This is a genomic window from Kitasatospora sp. NBC_00240, from assembly GCF_026342405.1.
GTDB lineage: Bacteria > Actinomycetota > Actinomycetes > Streptomycetales > Streptomycetaceae > Kitasatospora.
This window is the reverse complement of sequence record NZ_JAPEMU010000001.1, coordinates 2,560,325-2,578,805: the sequence shown is the minus strand read 5'-3', so window position 1 is coordinate 2,578,805 and position 18,481 is coordinate 2,560,325. Positions and strand designations below refer to the sequence as shown.

The window sequence follows — 18,481 nt, the reverse complement described above, 5'->3', positions numbered from 1 at the left end:
CCGGCGGATCCGTCCGCCGGGCTCTCGTGCGTGCCGACCGCGAAGGTCGGTCGGTCGCCGGACCGACCGGGACCGCGCCCGGACCGACTGTGGGGCAGGACCGGCCGGGGCCCGTCGCCGGGCCGCGGTCAGCCGGCGGCGTTCCAGGGGGCGCTGCTCATCAGGGCCTTGACGTTGGCGACGTAGCCGGGGTTCGGGATCACCAGGCTGCCGGTGGTGGTGTTGGTGGCCGGGTCGGTGACGGTGTTGTAGTGCACATTGCCGGCGCCCGCGTTGTAGGCGGCGATCACCAGGTCGAGCAGCGGGGTCTTGCCGGTGGCCGGGTCCGGGGCGAGGTCGTACTTCCCGCCGAAGCCGGAGTCGCCGTAGTACGCGACCAGCCAGTCGATCAGCTGGGTGCCGAGCTGGACATTGCCCTCCAGCGTGGTCGCGTCCGACTTGGCGGCGAACTTGCCGTTCATCCAGGTGACGGTGTCCGGCATGACCTGCATGGTCCCGATGCCGCCGTCGCAGGCGAGGATGCCGGACTGCCAGCCGCTCTCCTGCCAGGCGATCGCCCTGACCAGGTTCGCGGGCAGCGGCGGCATCCTGTCGGTGCCGCCGTTGCTCAGGTTGAGCACCCGGGACTGGCCGGCGGCGGCGGTCAGCGCGGCGCCGACCGTGGCCCTGGGCTCGTTCGGCCTCGGGTAGCTCGGCTTGCAGGAGCTCTGCAGCGGCGGGACGTGGGTGGTGGCCGGGGCCGGCGGCGGCGGGGCCGCCGGGCCGGGCTTGGCGACGGGTACGGGGGCCGGCGCGGGGGCTGCCGCGGGCTGCGGTGCGCCGGCCTTGCCGGTGGGCGCAGCCGTGGGCTTCGCGGTGGCGCTCCGGCTCGGTGAGGCGGTGGTCGCCTTGGCCGACGGGCTGGTCGTGGCGCTGGGGGAGGCACTCGCTGTGTCGCTCGCCGTGGGCGTCGGCGACGGCGTGCCGCTCGTGGTCGCCGTCGCACCGGCGGCCGCGGGCGTGGCGCCGGCCTCGGTGCTCGCGCCGCCCTGCGCGGTGTGACCGCAGGCCGCGAGCAGTGCACCCGACAGGGCCACCGCCGTGACCAGAACCGTCGCCCGTTGTGCAGACCTCATGTGCATCCGGAACCATCCCCCCGTGGACGAACCATGCTCGAAAGAAGCGTCATCCTACGGCGGGCGGTCTGACGGCCGGTCACCAGGGCCCCGGCCGGGGCTCCGGTCAGGCGGGCGCGCCCTGCCCGCCCCGATCCTCGTCCCCGTCCTCGTTCCCGTCCACGCCTCCGAACCCGCTCGCGTCCTCGTTCCCGTCCACGCCTCCGAACCCGCTCGCGTCCTCGTTCCCGTCCACGCCTCCGAACCCGCTCGCGTCCTCGTTCCCGTCCACGCCTCCGAACCCGCTCGCGTCCTCGTTCCCGTCCACGCCTCCGAACCCGCTCGCGTCCTCGTTCCCGTCCACGCCTCCGAACCCGCTCGCGTCCTCGTTCCCGTCCACGCCTCCGAACCCGCTCGCGTCCTCGTTCCCGTCCACGCCTCCGAACCCGCTCCCGCCCCCGTCCCCGTCCCCGTCCCCGTCCTGGCCTCGGGCCCCGGCGACGGGTGGTAGGCGGGTGGCCAGCTGGGCGGCGAGCAGGTCCGGCGCCTCGGCCAGCGAGGGGCCGTACCAGGTCAGATGCCGGCCGCTGACCAGGGCGGCGGGCACACCGGGGAAGGCCTCCGGGCCGTCCTCGGCGGTGAAGCGGTAGGGCTCGTCCGGCAGGACGACCAGGTCGGGGCGGGCGGCGTTGAGCTCCCCGACCGGGACGGCGGGGTAGCGCTCGGCGTGGTCGGCGTGCAAGGGCGGGGCTCCGAGCCGGCGCAGCACGTCCCCCGCGAAGGTGTCGCGGCCGAGCACCATCCAGGGCCGGCGCCAGACCGGCACCACCGCGCGCAGCGGCGGGCCCGGCGGCCGGACGTCCTGCCAGGCGGTCTGCGCCTGGTCCAGCCAGGCCGGCCGGGCCAGGCCGCAGGCGAGGCCGAGCATCCGGTCCAGTGAGGCCAGGGCCTGGTCCAGGGTGCGGATCCCGGTGACCCAGACGGGCAGGCCGGCGGCCCGCAGGGCGTCCAGGTCGGGGAGCCGGTTCTCCTCCTCGTTGGCGAGCACCAGGTCGGGGGCGAGCGCGACGATCGCCGGTACGTCCGGGTTCTTGGTGCCGCCGATCCGGGTCACCTGGAGGTCCGCCGGGTGGGTGCACCAGTCGGTGGCGCCGACCAGCAGGCCGGGTGCGGTGACGGCCACCGCCTCGGTCAGCGAGGGCACCAGCGACACCACCCGCCGCACCGTGCCGAGTCGGACGGTCAGCCCGAGGTCGTCCTGGAGGGTCCGAAGGGACTGCGGACCGGCGGCCGGACCGGTAGCCGGACCGGTGCGCGCGGCGGTGGGTACGCGGGTGGGCGGATCAGCGGGGCGGTCGGCCATCCGGTCACGATAGCCGGGCCCGCGGTCCGGGGCGGGGGAGTGCCCGCCGCGGACCGGTCGGGTCAGCGCGACCGGGCCGCCAGGGCCTCGAAGCCGGGGACCAGCGCGGCGGGGGCCGGCAGCGCGTCGTTCTCGGCCAGCAGGGCCTTCGCGCCCGCCCGCAGCGCGGGGTCGGTGAGCAGCCGGTCGAGCAGCTCGCCGTCGACCTCCTCGGACTTGGCGCGGAGCCCGGCGCCGGCCGCCACCAGGGCGTCGGCGTTGGCGAAGTGGTCGGCGCCCTGCGGGAGGAGCAGCTGCGGGATGCCCGCCACCATGCTGGTCAGCATGGTGCCGGAGCCGCCGTGGTGGACCACCGCGTCGGCGGTGCCGAGCAGTTCGGCCAGCGGCGCCCAGGGCAGCGTCCGGACGTTGGCGGGGAGGTCGCCGAGCAGCGCGACGTCCGCGCCGCCGAGCGCGAACAGGAACTCCGCGTCCACCGAGCCGGCCGCCTCCGCCAGCGCCGTGATCGACCGGACCCCGTCCATCTGGGTCAGCACGGTGCCGAGGGTGACCACCACGCGCGGCCGGCCGGCCCGGCGCAGCAGGTCGGCCGGCAGGAACCCGCCGCCGTTGTACGGGACGTAGCGCGTCCGCCAGCCGTCGCCGTCGCCGCCGAGCGAGGCGGGCAGCACGTCCAGCGCGATCGGCCGGGCCGGCCCGGCGACCTCGTGCTTCTGGTAGACGTCCTCGAAGTGGCCGGCGAGCCTGGCGACCATCTCGTGGCCGGAGACCACCCCGAAGTTGTGCAGTACCGAGGGGATCCCGAGCTTCGCCGCGACCAGCGGCGCGGCGGCCTGGAAGGAGTCGTAGACCAGGACGTCCGGGGCCCACAGCTCGGCGGCGGCGAGCAGGCCGTCCACGGTGGGGCGGGCGAGCTCCGCGAAGCCGACGGCGGCGAGGTCGAAGATCTCCTCCTGCGTCTTGTCGTGGTTGACGTAGGTGGCGCCGCGCTCGGAGGCCCGCTCGAAGGCCTGCTGGATGTTGGTGCCGTCGCCGATCTCGGTGATCGGGAAGCCGGCGTTGCGCAGCTGGTCCAGCGGCAGGGACCCGGCGAACAGCACCTCGTGCCCGGCGGCTCGCAGCGCCTGGGCGGTCGGCACCATCGGGAACAGGTGGCCGGCCGCGGCCGGTCCGGTGAACAGTATGCGCACGGTGCTACTCCTGGCTCGGTACGGGCAAGACGGGACGCAACTCGTAGTCTCGCCGCCGGGGCTGATGAATCGTCAAACAATTCGACGGCGACCGCTCACTACCGGACGATTCGTGGACGCCCCTTGCCAAAGCCGCGCCGAGCTGATCGCGACGCGGTGGCGGTTCGCGCCGCCCGGTGCGGGCCTGCCGCGGTGGCTCCCGCCCCGGCCGGAGCGGGGCCGGAGCGGCCGCTTCCGGAGGGACGCCGCCGGCCCGGCCGCGCGAGGACGGGGCTCCGGCCGCCGTCCGGGTAGGTGCGGATCGTCCGAATCCCGGTGGCGTCCTTGTCCGTTCCGGCGCGGGCCCGGCGGCGGCCGTCGCCCTAGCGTTCGGTGACCACGGCGACGAGAGGCGGCACCGGTGAACTGGCTGATCCACGACTACCGCGAGGACGATCTTGCGGCGGTCGTCCATCTGATCGACACCACGGCGGAACTGGGCCAGGAGTCCGTGTTCTCGCTGGCGGAGTGCATCGGGGCGCTGACCTCCCGCCAGCCCGCGGTGGTCGCGGTGCACCAGGGCACGCCGATCGGGGCGGCGCTGGCCTGTGTGGCGGGGGAGCGGGCCTGGGTGATGCGGATCGCGATCGCGCCGGCCTGGCGCGGCCGCGGCCTGGCCAGTTCGCTGCTGCGCGAGCTGGAGCGGCGTCTGCTCGCGGGCCGGGTGCGGCGGATCGCGTACGTGCTGCCGGAGGAGGAGCTGCTCGGTGAGGGCCTGCACAACGCGGGGTACACCCGGCGTCCGGCGGCCGCGTACTTCGAGCGGACCGAGCCGGCCGTCGGCCCGGCGACCGGCCTGCTGGAGGAGCTGGGCGGCCGGCTGCTGCCCGGCGACCTGTGGGAGCGGGTCGCGGGGATGGAGGCGGAGAAGAACCTGATCGAGCGGCGGGTGGTGCTGCCGCTCGCCGAGCCGGAGCGGGCCGCCCGGCACGGGGTACGGGCGCCGCGGGCCATCGCCTTGTTCGGGCCGCCGGGGACGGGCAAGACCACCTTCGCCCGGGCGATCGCGTCCCGGCTGGGCTGGCCGTTCGTGGAGCTGCTGCCGTCCAGGCTGGCGGACGAGGGCAACCTGGCGGCCGCGTTGCGGGACGCCTTCGCCCGGATCGGGCAGCTGGAGCGGGCCCTGGTGTTCATCGACGAGGTGGAGGAGATCGCGCCGGTCCGCACCGAGGGCGTGCAGGGCGGCATGCACGGGGTGACCAACGAGCTGCTCAAGCTGATCCCGGGCTTCCGGGAGGGTGAGGAGCGGCTACTGGTGTGCGCCACCAACTCGGTGCGCTCGCTGGACCCGGCCTTCCTGCGCCCGGGGCGCTTCGACTACCTGATCCCGATCGGCACCCCGGACGCGGCGGCCCGGGCGGCGATCTGGTCCCGCTACGCGGCCGGCCGCGCGGACGTGGACCTGGACGTGCTGGTCGGCGCGAGCGACCTGTTCACCCCGGCGGACATCGAGCACGCCGCCCGGGTCGCCGCGCAGAGCGCCTTCGAGCGGGACCTCACCGCGCCCGACGGCACCGAGGGGGCGAGCACCCGGGACTACCTCGGTGCGATCGAGCAGGCCAGGCCGACCGTCACCCCGGCGATGATCGAGGAGTTCGGCGCGGACATCACCTCGCACGCGCGGGTCTGAGATCGCGGCCTCCGGAACGTCCCGGGCTTCCGCACCGGTAGGGCGGGACAATCAGTCATATCGTAGGGAAATAAGCATGGTTTGACACCAAACCAGTCGGTGCCCGCTAAATGTGGGCACCGACAGGCACAGGGAGAGGCACCATGAGCGCAGTCGCGGGGACTTCCACCGGAGCGGGATCCGTCCGGACCGACATCGACCTCGCCGACCCGCGGTTCTGGAAACTCCCGCCCACCGCCCGGGCGAGCGCGTTCGCCGAACTCCGCCGGCTCCCCGGCCCGGTCTTCTTCACCGAACGGCCCGCCACCGGCAAGCACCCCGCCAAGGGCTTCCACGCCCTGGTCCGGCACGCCGACGTGGTCGAGGCCAGCCGGAACGCCGGCGTCTTCATCAGCGGCCCCGGCGTCACCACGCCCGAACCCGCCCGCTGGGTCCGCACCCTGTTCGGCGACTCGATGGTCAACCTGGACGACCCCCGGCACGCCCAGCTGCGCCGGATCATCTCCCGGGCCTTCACCCCGCGCCTGCTCGCCCGCGCCGAGGACGACATCCGCCGGGTCGCGGCCCGGCTGGTCGACCAGGTGATCGAGCGGCGCCCGGCGGACTTCGTCACCTCCGTCGCCGCCGAACTCCCGTTCCAGGTCATCTGCAACATGATGGGCATCCCCGAGGAGCCCCGGCGCGGCATCCTCGACCAGGTCAACCACGCCTCCGAGCACACCGGCGTCGACCGCCCGCTGCGCAGCCGGATCCGGATCCCCGGACGCGGACTGCGCGCCCTGGCCCGGATGCAGGGCATGGTCGCCGACCTCGGCCGGGAGCGCCGCCGCAACCCCACCGACGACCTGATCTCCGCCCTGGTCACCGCCGACGTCGACGGCCGCCACCTCACCGGCCGCGAACTCGGCGCCTTCTTCTCCCTGCTGCTGGTGGCCGGCGTCGAGACCACCCGCAACGCCCTCACCCACGGGCTCAGCCTGCTCACCGAGCACCCCGGACAGCGCGACCTGCTGCTCTCCGACCTCGACCGCCACCTCGGCGGCACGGTCGACGAGATCATCCGGCACGCCACGCCGATCATCCAGTTCCGCCGCACCCTCGCCACCGACCACGAGCTCGACGGCACCCCCCTGGCCAAGGGCGACAAGGTGGTGCTCTTCTTCGGCTCGGCCAACCGGGACGAGGCCGTCTTCACCGACCCGGACGTCTTCGACATCACCCGCTCGCCCAACCCGCACCTCGGCTTCGGCGGCGGCGGCCCGCACTACTGCCTCGGCGCCCACCTGGCCCGGCAGGAGATGAAGGTGCTGCTGCGCGAGCTGTTCACCCGGCTGCCCGACCTGCGGGCGACCGGCGCGCCGGAGCTGATCCCGTCCAACTTCGACAACCGGGTGAAGTCGCTGCCCTTCACCTTCACGGCACCCACCGCCTGAGCCGGCGGACCCGGCCGCCCGGCCGCGGCCCGGGGCCAGCGCCGCCAGCGGGCGTCCGTGCAGCACAATGCGCGGTATGACAACCGGACCTGACGCCGCCACCGCCCACGCCTGGACCGCACTCGGCGGCGCCGACGCGCTGCTGGAGCGGGTCTCCTTCCACGGCCCGCCCGGCCTGCCGGACGCCCGGCTGCCGGTCCGGGAGCTGGCCCGGGCCACCGTGGCGGTGTGCTCGCTGGCCGCCGCCGAGCTGGTCGCCGCCCGGGGCGGGCGGGCCGTGCCCGGCGTCCGGATCGACGAGGGCGCGGTCGCCACCGCCTTCGTCAGCGAACGCCACCTGCGGATCGACGGGCGGCCGGCCGGCACCTTCGCGCCGCTGTCCGGCTTCTGGGAGAGCGCCGACGGCTGGGTGCGCACCCACGCCAACTACCCGCACCACCGGGTCAGGCTGCTCGCAGCCCTGGGCCTTCCGGACGGCGAGGACGAGCAGGCCGTCCGGCGGCTGGCGGCGACCCTGCGGGAGCTGCCCGGCGAGCAGATCCAGGAACGCGCGTACGCCGCAGGCGGGTTGGCCGTCGCCGTCGCGCCGCCGGCCGGTCCGACCGGGCTCCCGCCGGTCCGCAGGGCCCGGCTGGGGGAGGCCGAGCCCCGGCCGCTGCCGGCCGCGGCGCTGCCCTGCGAGGGCGTCCGGGTGCTGGACCTCACCCGGGTGATCGCGGGCCCGGTCGCCACCCGCACCCTGGCCCTGCTCGGCGCGGACGTGCTGCGGATCGACCCGCCTCGGCTCCCCGAGTCCCCGGACGCCCACGCCGACACCGGCTTCGGCAAGCGATCCACCCGTCTCGACCTGGCCTCCGCCGCCGACCGGGCGGTCTTCGAGGACCTGCTCGCCGCGGCCGACGTCGTCGTCACCGGCTACCGCCCCGGCGCGCTGGACCGGCTCGGCCTGGCCCCGGAGGCCCTGCTGGAGCGCCGCCCCGGCCTGGTCGTCGGCCAGCTCGACGCCTGGGGCCCGAGCGGTCCGTGGGCGGGCCGGCGTGGCTTCGACAGCCTGGTGCAGGCCGGTGTCGGTGTCGCGGCCCTCGAGGCGGGCCCAGACGGCCGCCCCGGCGTGCTGCCCGCCCAGGCGCTGGACCACGGTACCGGCTACCTGCTGGCCGCGGCCGTCCTGCGGGCGCTGACCGAGCGGGCCGGCACCGGCGGCGGCCACCGGCTGAACCTCTCGCTGGCGGCCACGGCGGACTGGCTGCTGCACGGCGTCCACCCCGCCGCCGAAGCGGCCGAGGACACCTCCGCCGCCCGTGCGGCCGGCGTCGGCGACCCCGCCGACCGGCTGGCCGAGCGGGACTCCCCGGTCGGCCGGCTGCGGTACGCGCTGTCCCCGGTCGGGTACGAGGGCGCGCCCGCCGACTGGTCCCGCCCGCCGGGGCGGTGGGGCACCGACGCGCCGGTCTGGAGCTGAGCCCGGCGTCGGGACACGGACACGGGCACGGGCAGGATCCGGGGCACCGGACGGGGCCGGGCCTGACGGTGTCACAGGTGCCTGAGAGGGTGGGCCCATGACCGCACACGCCACCGACTACCGCTGGTTCTCCGAGGCCTTCCCCGCTCTGCGCGAGGCGTACTGCCTGACCCTGGTGGAGGGCGTGTCCGCCGAGGAGCTGCTGCGCCGGGCGGGGGCCGAGCCCGAGGAGCGCCACACCGGGGCGTCCGAGCTGGTCGAGGCCGCCTACGACACGTGGGACGAGTACGACGGCGAGCGGCTGTTCATCGCCGCCACCTCGCTCGGTCGGTGGGCGCTGGCGATCGAGCCCAACGGCTACCTGGGCGTCGCCGCCCCGCTGCTCGCCGCGCTCTCCGAGGGCACCCGGCTGGTCTCGCACTTCCGCAACGTCAACGCGGTCGACCACTTCCACTGGCAGCGGGACGGCCACAACCTCCTGCACTTCGAGCCGCTCTTCCCGGCCCAGCGGGACGGCAGCGAGGCACCGGCCGCGGCGGAGGTCATGCGGGAGGTGGGTTTCGACCTCACCGAGGGCGACGACCACGACCACACGCTGCACACGGAGGCCGCCTTCGCGCTGGCCGAGCGCCTCACCGGCGTCCGGCTGACCGCGGAGATCCTGGCGGGCGCCGAGTTCGTGGCCGGTACCGCCCCGAGGCCGGGCCGCTGAACCGGTGCGGCCGGACCGCGGCCGGACCGGCGGCGGGTACGGGGGTCAGCCGCTGAGTCCGGTGACCCGCATGGTGATGTTCAGCCGGCCTCCGGCCAGGCCGCAGGCCGGGTCGCAGGTGTCCGGGCGGACCTTCGGCACGCCGTGGTACGCGAAGCGGGACGGGCCGCCGAAGACGAACAGGTCGCCGGAGGCCAGCTCGACGTCCGTCCAGGGCCTGGTGCGGGTCTCGGTGTTGCCGAACCGGAAGACGCAGGTGTCGCCGATGCTCAGCGAGACCACCGGGGCGCCGGACTTCTCGTCCTTGTCCTGGTGCATCCCGAGCTTCGCCTCGCCCTGGTAGAAGTTGATCAACGCGGTGTCGGGCGTGTACTCCTCGCCGGCCGCCGGGTCCTGGTAGGCCTCGACGAGGGCGCGGCGGCCCAGGTCGACCAGCCAGTCGGGGAAGGGCGCCACCGGCCGGCCGTTCACGTCCTCCGCGACCCGGGTGTACCGGTACGGCTGCCAGTGCCAGCCGATGCAGACGGTCTGCACCGACATCACGCCGCCGCGCGGCAGCCGGGTGTGCCGGATCGGCACCGGTCCGACGGCCCAGCCCCGGCAGGCGGCGACCAGCTCCCGCTGCCGGTCGAGGTCCAGCCAGCCGGGGACGTGGACCGCACCCGGCGCGATCTCCGTCCGGGCGCCGGGTGCACGGTCTCCGCCGGCGCCCGTGCCCCGACGTGCCTCGGGGCGGGCGTCGGGGAAGGGGAAGAGCGCGTCCACAGCCGCTGTCCTGCCGTTCCTGGTTCCTTGCCGGGGTCCGGTACGAGTTGCCGGGTCCTGGTACGAGGATGCTACGGATTCCGGTCAGCCGGCCAGGGCGGCGGCCGCGCCCTCCAGGAGCAGCAGCTGCCGCTTGCGCTCCGTCCCGCCCGCGTAGCCGGTCAGCGAGCCGTCCGCGCCGAGCACCCGGTGGCACGGGCGGACGATCATCAGCGGGTTGGCGCCGTTGGCCGCCCCCACGGCCCGCGCCGAGTTGGGCAGGCCCAGCTCGGCCGCCAGCCGGCCGTACGTGGTGGTGCTCCCGTACGGGATGGCGTCCAGGGCCGCCCAGACCCGGCGCTGGAAGTCGGTGCCGGTGACCGTGCACTCCAGGTCGAACCGGGTCAGGCTGCCGTCGAAGTACCGGGCGAAGCGGTCGGCGATCACCTCGAAGGCCGCCGGGTCGTGCCGCCAGCCGGGGCGGACGGTCACGGCACGCCTGGTCCCGGGTACGCAGGCGGCCGCGAGCGCGGTGCCGCCGACCGCGGTCGGGGACTCCTCGCCCATCAGCAGCAGTGGGCCCAGCGGGCTGTCGATCGTCGTGTGGACAGTCATCGGCCGTCGTCCTGTTCGTGCGTCCTCGGTGTCCGTCACCACCACTCTGGGGGGTTCGGCGGGGAATGTCCGGCGGAAATCGGACACGACCCTTCCGGCCCGCTCTGCCCGCTCGGCCCGCTCGGCCCGCTCGGCCCGCTCGGCCCGGTCGGTGAGGGCCGGGTCGGGGGCCGGTCCGGGCCGGGGAGATCGCCCCTTGGTCATCCGGCCGTCACCCGGAACACCCTTCGCATCAGTAGGATCTGACGATATGACTCATGAAGGGTGGGGGAGCCCCTCGGTCGAGCAGCAGCTGCAGCAGCACTACATCGTCTGCGGCGGCAACGCGTTGGCCCACCGGCTGGTCCTGGAACTCGTCGAGCACTACGACGTCCCCGTCGTCGCCCTCGTCCCCGACCGTACCCGGGACCACGCCCCGCGGATCGAGCAGATCCCCGGCGTCGCGGCCGTCGTGGAGTACACCAGCCTCACCGACGAGGCCCTGCGGGCCGCCCGGGTGGACACCGCCCGCGGCATCGCCCTGGTCGACGGCACCGACCAGGACCACATCCACGCGGCGCTCAGCGCCCAGGGCCACAACCCCGGCATCCGGATCGTGCTGCGGATGTTCAACCAGCGCCTCGGCGACAACATCGAGCGCCTGCTGCACAACGGCACCGCGCTCTCCGGCTCCGCCACCGCGGCCCCCGCCTTCGCCAACGCCGCGCTCGCCCGCCCCAACTCCGTCCGGGTCGGCGACCGCTTCCTGTACGTCGCGTACGACGAGGACATCGACTCCGGCCAGGTCTGCGTGGTCGCCGACCGGATCGACCGGCAGGACCTCGGCCGGCTGCGCCTGCTGCCCGACCTCGGCGGCCGGTCCGCCGAGTTCGTCGAACTCGCCCGGCGGTTCGGCGACGACGGCCCGGTCCGTTCCCCGGGCGGCCCGGGCGGAGTCCCGCGGCCGGCCGCCGACCCGGTGCCCGGCGTCGAGCCCGGGCCCGCCGCCGAACCGGAACCGGCGCCCGTACCCGACCCCGAGGACGTACTCGAACCCGAGCCCGAGCCCGAGGCCGTACCCGTGCCCGAGCCCGAGGCCGTACCCGAACCCGTGCCCGAGCCCGACCCAGAACCCGACCCCGTCGTGGACCCGGCGGACGGGGTGGCGGCCCTGCAGAGCCTGCCGAGCGAGCCGTCCGTCCGGATCCCGTGGTTCCGGCGGCTGCGCTGGCGGCTGCTCGACACCCTGCGCTACGTCACCAGCGCCCGGTTGCGGCTCGTCCTGCTCACCGCACTGGCCGCCGTCCTGTTCTCCTTCGCGGTGATCTGGTACCTCAACCGCGACTTCGGCTGGACGCTCTACCTGGCCCTGCTGGACCTCGCCGGCGCCGCCCAGCCGGACCAGCCCGGCGGCGGCGCCGGCGGAACCGGCGGGACCTGGCAGCGGGTCGCGCAGGTCGTCATCACCTTCTGCGGTATCACCTTCGCCCCGGTGGCCACCGCGATCATGGTGGAGGTGCTGGCCTCCGGCCGCCGCGGTCCGGCCCGCAACCCCGGCGCGGGCACCCGTGAGCATGTCGTGGTGGTGGGCCTCGGCAACGTGGGCACCCGGGTGGCGGCCCTGGTGCACGAACTGGGCGTCCCGGTGGTCTGCGTCGAACGGGACCCGCAGGCCCGGGGCGTCGCGGCGGTCCGCACCCTGGGGATCCCGGTGGTGGTCGGGGACGCCACCCTGGAGACCCAGCTGCGCCAGGCCCGGATCCACCGCGCCCGGGCCGTGGTCGCCGTCACCAACGACGACGCGGCCAACCTGGAGGCCGCCCTGGAGGCCCGAGCCGTCCGGCCGGGGCTGCGGGTCGTGCTGCGGCTCTTCGACGACAGTGTCTCTAAGTACAGAACCGCGGGTGTCGTGGCGTCAGTTGCGGTTCCCAGGCCAGTCCTGAGTCGCGAGGCCGATCATGTCTTCAAGCGCGCCCGCCAGGCGGTTGACCGCCAGCATCAGATCGGCGGGCTGAGGGTTGCTGAGGTCCATTGCGCGTAGGTCCCGCAGGCGTGCCTTGGCGAGCCTGACGCGCATGCGGTCGGCGGTAGAAGGGTGCGGTTCGGGCGGGGTGCTCACGTTCGTCGTCCTGTGCGCCTGGTGGTCCTCGGCGGGGTTGCGCTATCCGGCCGGGGCGCGGGAGGGGGCCGCGCTTGGTGGCTGTTTGAGCCGGTGTTCGAATTGCGACGTGGGCCATGACCGGAAGCGATTGGTGCTGCTTACGGTGGCATACGGCCCATCTCTAGAGCTACCGACATTTCGAACCGTTACAATACGTTCGAATGTTGACGATGGTCAGTTTGGAATGAATCTGGCATACCCGCATGATCTGTCTCGACACCTGCTGCATATCTGAGGCTGACTTCAGATCTTGATCGCGGCAGCGTAGCGAGATGTGCCTCCTGACGAGCCCGCATGGGTGCTAGACCTCCGACGCCAGGTCGGACGCCGCATCCGCGACCTCCGTACGGCTCGGGGCCTCAGCCAGTTGTCCCTGGCCCACCTGGCCGACATCAGCCGGCACACGATGTACAGAGCCGAGACGGGCTCACATGCCGCGTCCATTGACGTGTGCATCAAGCTGGCCGCGGCCTTAGAGGTGCCGTTGGATCGCCTTTTTCGGGACGACTAGCAGGGCAGCCCTCGTGGCCCTCTACGGCCTGCTCTCGGCCGTCCTTGGGCGGCACCAGGCTCCCCATGGCGGAGAGGCCGCAGTCCACGCAGTAGCCTCGCGTCAGGCCCATGTCGGGGCGCGAAGTCATGCGTATCCTTCCGTCCGCAATGGGGCAGTCAGTGATCGGCTGTTCGCTTCGGCGATCATGATCGGTGTCCCACACGGCGTGCTTCGTACCCGCCCGTTGCCGGGTGAACCTGGGCCCCCGGGGCCCAATCTCCCGCGCCGGACAATGCCGCGGTCGCCGCCTTGCGCTGGTCCACCCAATCCTGCGTCCGCGACCTTGCGCACCTCGAAGCGCTCGCTCACCCGGTGGCCGCTGGCACGCGAGCGGGCGTCGCCCGGACGAGACGGATCTCCCCATCGAGAGCGAACGACAACTGCAGCAAGCCGTCCTCCAGGAACGCGGCCCGCACCCGCTCTTCGGCGCCGGCCCGCAGGAAGTGCCGGTAGGCCTCCAACTGGTTCGCACCCAGCGGGAGCCGCTTCAGCTCGTCCCACAGCCGGGCCAGTGCCTCGGACAGCGGCAGCGCGACGGGCTCAACCACGCCCTCGATCTCCAGGGTCACCAGGGTCACCGGTTCTTTGGTCATCGGGTCACCTCGGATGCGTGGGCGGGACAGGCGACGACAGCCCAGCCCAGTGGGGCCTGACCGGTCGGCGTGTACACGTGGCCGGCAGGGATCAGTTGGTCGGTGACGATCCCGCAGAGGACGCAGGCCTGGCCGAGGCGCTGGGCGCCGGTGATCAGGATGTTCCGTGGGGCGGCTTGCGGGGGCCGGTACTCGGCCCAGAACGCGCCTGCGGCCCGGCGCAGGGCCTGGTGCAGCGCGGTGGCGTCGACGAGGCGGCCGGGCTGGTCGGGGTCGGGCGGGACCAGCCAGTGCGGTCCGGGTGGCCCGACCGATGTGGCGCCCGGGACGGCGATGAAGGAGCGAGCGCCGAGCACCCGGAATCCCGCGGCGGCGAGTTCGCCTGCGGAGCCGACGGGGACCAGGAAGTAGAGCCGGGCCTCGTGCCGGGTGTCCCACAGGACGGGCCCGGGCGGCGTGGTGTCCGCGTCGAGGAGGGAGAGTGCGGCGAGGCCGGCCTGCTGCGGTGTCACGACGGCGTCCCAGTGCTCGCCGGCGGCTACCGCTGAGACGGTGTCGTCCGGTGGCATCCACGGGGGTGCGCCGCGCATGAGCTGATCCACGATGATCCTCCTCGCCTGGCTGGCTGTCGGACCAGCCTGGCGTGGATCACGGGGGCTAACTATCCCAAAACTGGGATAGCTGAAGGGCTAGACAACGCCCACCCACTTCGCGTATGAGGCAACGTCCTCGTTGCCTGCGCGGCCGGCTCGGACCACGCCGACGATCGTCTCTCGTACGACAGGGCTGAGCCTGGTCTGCTGCGGCGCCAGATGGCGGGCCAGCAGGAGACGCCGGAACGCGCTGTCCGTGGTGCCCATCCACAGCTGCGCGCGGGCGACTTCGGCATGGTGGTGGGCGGCCCGAGACGCTGGCCATTCCGCGGGGGCGTGGATCCCGCGGGCGAGGTCGAGAGCCTCGGCGTACCGGGTCTGGTCGATGAGGACAGAGACGTGATGCACCGCCACGTTCGTCGGCCCAAAGCTGAGCCAGAGCTCCTGCGGGATCTCGCCGGTGGAGGCGGCGATCCGGTCGGCCTCGGCGATGTGGCCGGCGACGGTGTCGCGGTCCTGGGCGCGGGCTGCGAGGACAGCAGACGCCAGGTGGACCTGGCCGGTGACGGCGTCGCGGCTCGGTCCGGGGTCGGCCTGCGCGACGGTGCGGCGGGCGATGTCGGCGATTCGCATGCCGGTCCGGTAGTCGCCGGCGCGCAGGTAGGTGAGGGCCCGGTTGTACTGGCGGACGGCCGCGAGGTGGGCGTCGGATGCGCGCTCAGCAGCCCAGCCGGTCCGGTCGAGGGCGATGGACGCCAGGTCGTAGAAGCCGAGTTTCGAGGCCACGTCGTAGGCGCTGCGATACAGGCTCGCGAGGGCCTGCCACACTCGGCGTTCGCCCCCGGTGTGCGCGGCGGTGGTCGTCTCGACGATCGCGGCCGGCAACTCCGCGGAGACGGTGCGCAGGTCCGAGGCGCGGACGAGGCGGCACAGCCGGTCGGCGTGCGCTTCCAGGGCCTGTACCGGGCGCGGTGCGACGTCGGGGTCGGCTCCGAGGTCGTAGATGTCGAGGGCTTCCCGCAGGGGCTGGATGAGGCCGTCGAGGTGGTCGCGTCGCAGCTCCTGCAGGTAGGGCTGGCCGGTGAGGTCTGCGACGGGGACGGACAGGGCCCGGGCGAGGGCAGCAAGGACTGTCGGGCTGGCGGGTCGGCGGCCTTGCTCGATTTGCGCGAGGTGGCTGACGCTGACGCCGGACGCCCTGGCGAGGCCCTGCTGGGTGAGGTGCCGCAGCTTGCGGGTCTGGGCGATGCGGTCGCCCTCGGTGGGTGTCGTCACCTGGTGTTCTCCTTGGGTCGCCTTGCGAGTCGGTCGTGCCGCCCTGTTGCATGGGCGTCATGGCTGACCGTGTGTTGTACCTGCTGGGCTGTGCCGCTCCGCCCGTCCTGGATGCCCGCCGGGTGATCGGTGAGGCTCAGGGGCGGGGCTGGGATGTGGTGCTGGGGCTGACTCCGACCGCCGCGGAGTGGCTGGGTGAGGAGATGGCGGGTCTGGAGGAGCTGACGGGGCATCCGGTGAAGACACGGTATCGCCGTCCGGGGCAGCCAGATGTGCTGCCGCCTGCGGACGTCGTGCTGTTGGCGCCAGCGACTTTGAACAGCGTGAACTGCCTGGCGTTGGGGATCACGACGTCGTGGGTGATCGGCTATGCGGCGGAGGCGATCGGGAAGGGCCTCCCCTTGTTGGTGATGCCGTGCACGAACATGGCGTTGACTGCGCACCCGCAGTTCGGCCGGAGCGTGGAGACACTAAGGGGTGCCGGCGTGCGGGTGCTGCTCGGGGAGGGCGGCTTTGTGCCGAACGCCCCCGGGCAGGGCAACCCGAAGGTGTACCCGTGGGGCGCGGCACTGGACGCCTTGCCTGCCGTGCGGAAGTGAGCCGGCGCGGACGTTGGCCTGCGCTGATCTGTCAGTGTCGGCGCCTACGATCACGCCATGCCTGATGCTCTGCCTGTGCCCGATGACCTGATCGCCCTCCAGTGTGTCCTGGATGCGGCGCGCGCCGAGCTGGACGTGTACGTCTCCGAGACGGAGGCCGCCCGCCGGCTGGAGTACCCGGACCCGGAGCAGATCGTGGAGCGGCAGACCTGGCCGGCGGAGATCAGCGAGCGGCACCTCGCCCTGCGCGCCGCCGCGGCTGCTGCGGCCACCGCGGTCCGGCAGCACCCCACCATGCAGCAGGCACTCGCCGAAGGCTGTCACCCGGTGACGGAGCAGGCACTGAAGGACGCCGCGCGGGCCGTCGACGCCTGACCGCGGGCACGGCTACGACTGCCCGTCCCAGGTCTCGGGTCGATCCGGCAGGCACGCGTCGCACGCTCGGGCGCCGGCTGCGACCAGGGCCCGGTACTCGTCGCCCGACACCGGCCTGCTCCCGGCCGGCGCCAGCCAGCAGTCCGCCCGGTGCAGCAACCGCACCGGCTCCCTGGCCCGCCGCATCTCCGTCAGCAGCCACGCGGAGGAGGTCGCCGCCGGGCCCGGCAGGGTGCTGTAGTCCTCGCCGGGGATCGGCTGGACTGCCGGCGGCGACGCCCGGAAATCCACCTCGCGGCCGCCCGGGAGGACCAGCCGCAGGGAGTACCACCAGACGCCGTCCTCGGCCCGCTCCCGGGCCAGCACCAGGACGCCCAGCTCTTGGCCGTCGGGCAAGGTCACGCGGGCGCGGGGGTGGCTCATGGACGCATCATGCGCCAGGCGGCGCCCGACAGCACGGCGAAGCCCCGCCCTCCCGGAGGGGGCGGGGCGGTCGGTCTCCAGGGCTAGGTCGCTGCGATGGCTGCGAGCTCTTGGCCGATGTCGTTGAGCACGAAGCCGGTCAAACCGATACGCAGCGCGAGGTCATATACCTGCTGGCGCGCGTAGACATAGATCTCCTGCAGAGCGATGGGGCCGAACTCGTGGAAAACGCTCTCGGGGATTTCCTGGCCCTGCTCGATACCGTACTGGCCAACCACAATCGCGTTGAGTTGAGCCACCAAAACATCCTCAGCCGTGAGAATGTCGCAGGTCAGGGCCACCTTGTAGTTGACGCAGCCGTCGGCCAGAGAGAGGCCTGGCTCGATCGACACCCGGAACTGGCCAGGCTGATCCGCTGTAATCCGCTTGGCCGCAAGCTCGTGCGTCTCAACGACCCGAAGATTCACCCTCCCAAGGAAGTCCTTCAGCCCCGCAGAGCCACCCTCAAAGGTCCTCAGCATTATGATTGGCTCGCAATCGGCTTGATCTTGACTGAGCCGTCCATCGGAGTGAAGGTGGCAGGCCGACGCACCGAATGGGCGGTTCCGCGGAAGTGCATGGTCCCGCGGTCACCCACGTCACGCCAAGTAGTCACATTGACCAGCAGATCAGTGCTGCCAGGGATCACCGCGATGTCAGTTCGCACATCGCTGGGTGCAGCCTTCGCCGGAACGCGAGGAAATGCTGGCACGACGTCACGACCCTCGGTCAATGCCCGGCGCGGTTCACCTGCCCGAACGAGACGCACGTCCAGCTCGAAGCCCAGGGCTTCGAGGTATTCCGCAACGGTCTTGACCTGTAGGTTCCCGTCGCCGCGCAAGGCTTGGCTCACGCCGGACTTGCGGATCTTCAGGCGGGCGGCCAGCTCGTTCTGACTTACCCCGGACTCGCGGAGGGCAACATTGAGTGCACGCAATACTTCCCGCTTCAACCGGGCGACGGCAAGGAAGCGGGGGCCGTCGTCCGTACGCGCGAACCGCTCGTAGAGAGTGCTCATGATGCGAGGTCCTCCCTTCGGACCCAGATGGCCTTGTCGATGTTCTGCCGCTCGGTGAACCGCTGCCGCTTGGGGAATCCGTGCGTGAGGCGGGATGCGAACGTGGAGCCGTCCCGGGGGTGGAAGAAGGGGAACCGGTGACTCCCGGCCTTGATCTCCCGGATCCCGTCGCGCAAGTCGTTAATCTCTCGCGGAAAGTCGAGGGAGTCGCGGTGGGCGTAGTCCTCGAACACCATGATGATGACCGCGAGAGCCTCACGGTCCTGCCGCTTGCGGGAGCCTTCGAGCTTGGCCAGCCACTGATCTGCCAGGCAGCCGTCCCGACACCTGGCGGCTTCGATCATGTGATGGACCCCCTGCTCGTAGTAGATGCGTCCACAGTCCGGGCAGTCGTCACGCTCTAGTTCAGTTATGACTGTACCCCCCTCTTGGGCCTTCATAGCAGCCGCGTGCCGAGATGTAACCATTCGGGCGCCGGGGCGGCCGTGTGAGATGGACCACTCTAGCCACCGACGAGGGATACGCGAAGATGCAGGTGAGAGCTGGTTTCGCCTGCCCTGGGCATGGCAAGAACGCCCCCGCCCGGCCCGA

At 73.0% G+C, this 18,481-nt stretch carries 19 protein-coding genes and 1 pseudogene; 8 read left to right on the top strand and 12 right to left on the bottom strand.

What is annotated here, in order from left to right; translation table 11 throughout:
• Positions 1 to 128 precede the first annotated feature (128 nt).
• The 3 genes and pseudogenes from OG689_RS11180 to OG689_RS11170 form a co-directional block, all read right to left on the bottom strand.
• Positions 129 to 1,115, bottom strand: coding sequence for a transglycosylase SLT domain-containing protein (locus tag OG689_RS11180; protein ID WP_266319801.1), 987 nt, complete (start codon positions 1,113 to 1,115; stop codon positions 129 to 131).
• A gap of 511 nt (positions 1,116 to 1,626) precedes the next feature.
• Positions 1,627 to 2,310, bottom strand: a pseudogene (locus tag OG689_RS11175) (helical backbone metal receptor); the annotation flags it as partial.
• Positions 2,311 to 2,519: 209 nt separating this feature from the next.
• On the bottom strand, positions 2,520 to 3,647 hold the full coding sequence (locus tag OG689_RS11170) for a glycosyltransferase (RefSeq protein ID WP_266319800.1): 1,128 nt from the start codon (positions 3,645 to 3,647) through the stop codon (positions 2,520 to 2,522).
• Positions 3,648 to 4,047: 400 nt separating this feature from the next.
• Here OG689_RS11170 and OG689_RS11165 point away from each other — a divergent pair, with 400 nt between their 5' ends.
• From OG689_RS11165 to OG689_RS11150, 4 genes are all read left to right on the top strand, one after another.
• Positions 4,048 to 5,316 carry a bifunctional GNAT family N-acetyltransferase/ATP-binding protein gene (locus OG689_RS11165; protein WP_266319799.1) on the top strand — a complete coding sequence of 423 codons (1,269 nt, stop codon included), beginning with the start codon at positions 4,048 to 4,050 and terminating at the stop codon, positions 5,314 to 5,316.
• A gap of 143 nt (positions 5,317 to 5,459) precedes the next feature.
• A complete protein-coding gene (locus tag OG689_RS11160; protein WP_266319798.1) occupies positions 5,460 to 6,749 on the top strand; it encodes a cytochrome P450 in 1,290 nt (429 codons plus the stop codon).
• A gap of 76 nt (positions 6,750 to 6,825) precedes the next feature.
• Entirely contained in the window at positions 6,826 to 8,211 is a 1,386-nt protein-coding gene (locus tag OG689_RS11155; protein WP_266319796.1) for a CoA transferase, read from the top strand.
• Positions 8,212 to 8,308: 97 nt separating this feature from the next.
• Positions 8,309 to 8,923, top strand: a complete 615-nt coding sequence (locus tag OG689_RS11150; RefSeq protein ID WP_266319795.1) for a DUF6461 domain-containing protein — start codon at positions 8,309 to 8,311, stop codon at positions 8,921 to 8,923.
• Positions 8,924 to 8,968: 45 nt separating this feature from the next.
• Here the strand turns inward: OG689_RS11150 and OG689_RS11145 are convergent, their stop codons facing one another.
• A complete protein-coding gene (locus tag OG689_RS11145) occupies positions 8,969 to 9,595 on the bottom strand; it encodes an alpha-ketoglutarate-dependent dioxygenase AlkB (RefSeq protein ID WP_266327016.1) in 627 nt (208 codons plus the stop codon).
• Between the two features lie 177 nt (positions 9,596 to 9,772).
• Positions 9,773 to 10,282, bottom strand: a complete 510-nt coding sequence (locus OG689_RS11140) for a methylated-DNA--[protein]-cysteine S-methyltransferase (RefSeq protein ID WP_266319793.1) — start codon at positions 10,280 to 10,282, stop codon at positions 9,773 to 9,775.
• Between the two features lie 250 nt (positions 10,283 to 10,532).
• Here OG689_RS11140 and OG689_RS11135 point away from each other — a divergent pair, with 250 nt between their 5' ends.
• Positions 10,533 to 12,302, top strand: coding sequence for an NAD-binding protein (locus OG689_RS11135; protein ID WP_266319792.1), 1,770 nt, complete (start codon positions 10,533 to 10,535; stop codon positions 12,300 to 12,302).
• A 394-nt stretch (positions 12,303 to 12,696) separates the two neighbouring features.
• Positions 12,697 to 12,933 carry a helix-turn-helix transcriptional regulator gene (locus tag OG689_RS45020; RefSeq protein ID WP_354536916.1) on the top strand — a complete coding sequence of 79 codons (237 nt, stop codon included), beginning with the start codon at positions 12,697 to 12,699 and terminating at the stop codon, positions 12,931 to 12,933.
• A gap of 347 nt (positions 12,934 to 13,280) precedes the next feature.
• Here OG689_RS45020 and OG689_RS11130 read toward each other — a convergent pair whose 3' ends face one another.
• From OG689_RS11130 to OG689_RS11120, 3 genes are all read right to left on the bottom strand, one after another.
• The gene (locus OG689_RS11130; RefSeq protein ID WP_266319791.1) at positions 13,281 to 13,568 is read right to left on the bottom strand and encodes a hypothetical protein; all 288 of its coding nucleotides are present in this window, start codon (positions 13,566 to 13,568) and stop codon (positions 13,281 to 13,283) included.
• Positions 13,565 to 14,170 (bottom strand): hypothetical protein, encoded by a 606-nt coding sequence (locus tag OG689_RS11125; protein WP_266319790.1) that lies wholly within the window; start codon positions 14,168 to 14,170, stop codon positions 13,565 to 13,567. The genes OG689_RS11130 and OG689_RS11125 overlap by 4 nt, the downstream gene beginning before the upstream one ends.
• 87 nt (positions 14,171 to 14,257) lie before the next feature.
• Positions 14,258 to 15,436 carry a helix-turn-helix transcriptional regulator gene (locus OG689_RS11120; RefSeq protein ID WP_266319788.1) on the bottom strand — a complete coding sequence of 393 codons (1,179 nt, stop codon included), beginning with the start codon at positions 15,434 to 15,436 and terminating at the stop codon, positions 14,258 to 14,260.
• Positions 15,437 to 15,495: 59 nt separating this feature from the next.
• Here OG689_RS11120 and OG689_RS11115 point away from each other — a divergent pair, with 59 nt between their 5' ends.
• Together OG689_RS11115 and OG689_RS11110 are read left to right on the top strand one after the other, a co-directional pair.
• A complete protein-coding gene (locus tag OG689_RS11115; RefSeq protein WP_266319786.1) occupies positions 15,496 to 16,035 on the top strand; it encodes a flavoprotein in 540 nt (179 codons plus the stop codon).
• A 57-nt stretch (positions 16,036 to 16,092) separates the two neighbouring features.
• Positions 16,093 to 16,410 (top strand): hypothetical protein, encoded by a 318-nt coding sequence (locus OG689_RS11110; protein WP_266319785.1) that lies wholly within the window; start codon positions 16,093 to 16,095, stop codon positions 16,408 to 16,410.
• A 12-nt stretch (positions 16,411 to 16,422) separates the two neighbouring features.
• Here the strand turns inward: OG689_RS11110 and OG689_RS11105 are convergent, their stop codons facing one another.
• The 4 genes from OG689_RS11105 to OG689_RS11090 form a co-directional block, all read right to left on the bottom strand.
• A complete protein-coding gene (locus tag OG689_RS11105) occupies positions 16,423 to 16,833 on the bottom strand; it encodes a DUF6233 domain-containing protein (RefSeq protein WP_266319783.1) in 411 nt (136 codons plus the stop codon).
• 83 nt (positions 16,834 to 16,916) lie between these two features.
• Positions 16,917 to 17,300, bottom strand: a complete 384-nt coding sequence (locus tag OG689_RS11100) for a hypothetical protein (RefSeq protein WP_266319780.1) — start codon at positions 17,298 to 17,300, stop codon at positions 16,917 to 16,919.
• 53 nt (positions 17,301 to 17,353) lie between these two features.
• Positions 17,354 to 17,890, bottom strand: a complete 537-nt coding sequence (locus OG689_RS11095) for a helix-turn-helix transcriptional regulator (RefSeq protein ID WP_266319779.1) — start codon at positions 17,888 to 17,890, stop codon at positions 17,354 to 17,356.
• Positions 17,887 to 18,330: a hypothetical protein gene (locus OG689_RS11090; protein WP_266319777.1), complete on the bottom strand. Its 444-nt coding sequence runs from the start codon at positions 18,328 to 18,330 to the stop codon at positions 17,887 to 17,889. Before OG689_RS11090 ends, OG689_RS11095 begins: the two co-directional genes overlap by 4 nt.
• Positions 18,331 to 18,481 lie beyond the last annotated feature (151 nt).

What these genes read in the sequence shown, in the direction of transcription:
- OG689_RS11135 (WP_266319792.1), top strand. Translation starts at nt 10,533, where the DNA reads ATGACTCATGAAGGGTGGGGGAGCCCCTCGGTCGAGCAGCAGCTGCAG.
- OG689_RS11140 (WP_266319793.1), bottom strand. Translation starts at nt 10,282, where the DNA reads ATGACTGTCCACACGACGATCGACAGCCCGCTGGGCCCACTGCTGCTG.
- OG689_RS11155 (WP_266319796.1), top strand. Translation starts at nt 6,826, where the DNA reads ATGACAACCGGACCTGACGCCGCCACCGCCCACGCCTGGACCGCACTC.
- OG689_RS11180 (WP_266319801.1), bottom strand. Translation starts at nt 1,115, where the DNA reads ATGAGGTCTGCACAACGGGCGACGGTTCTGGTCACGGCGGTGGCCCTG.
- OG689_RS11130 (WP_266319791.1), bottom strand. Translation starts at nt 13,568, where the DNA reads ATGACCAAAGAACCGGTGACCCTGGTGACCCTGGAGATCGAGGGCGTG.
- OG689_RS11160 (WP_266319798.1), top strand. Translation starts at nt 5,460, where the DNA reads ATGAGCGCAGTCGCGGGGACTTCCACCGGAGCGGGATCCGTCCGGACC.
- OG689_RS11115 (WP_266319786.1), top strand. Translation starts at nt 15,496, where the DNA reads ATGGCTGACCGTGTGTTGTACCTGCTGGGCTGTGCCGCTCCGCCCGTC.
- OG689_RS11110 (WP_266319785.1), top strand. Translation starts at nt 16,093, where the DNA reads ATGCCTGATGCTCTGCCTGTGCCCGATGACCTGATCGCCCTCCAGTGT.
- OG689_RS11095 (WP_266319779.1), bottom strand. Translation starts at nt 17,890, where the DNA reads ATGAGCACTCTCTACGAGCGGTTCGCGCGTACGGACGACGGCCCCCGC.
- OG689_RS11150 (WP_266319795.1), top strand. Translation starts at nt 8,309, where the DNA reads ATGACCGCACACGCCACCGACTACCGCTGGTTCTCCGAGGCCTTCCCC.
- OG689_RS11105 (WP_266319783.1), bottom strand. Translation starts at nt 16,833, where the DNA reads ATGAGCCACCCCCGCGCCCGCGTGACCTTGCCCGACGGCCAAGAGCTG.
- OG689_RS11090 (WP_266319777.1), bottom strand. Translation starts at nt 18,330, where the DNA reads ATGAAGGCCCAAGAGGGGGGTACAGTCATAACTGAACTAGAGCGTGAC.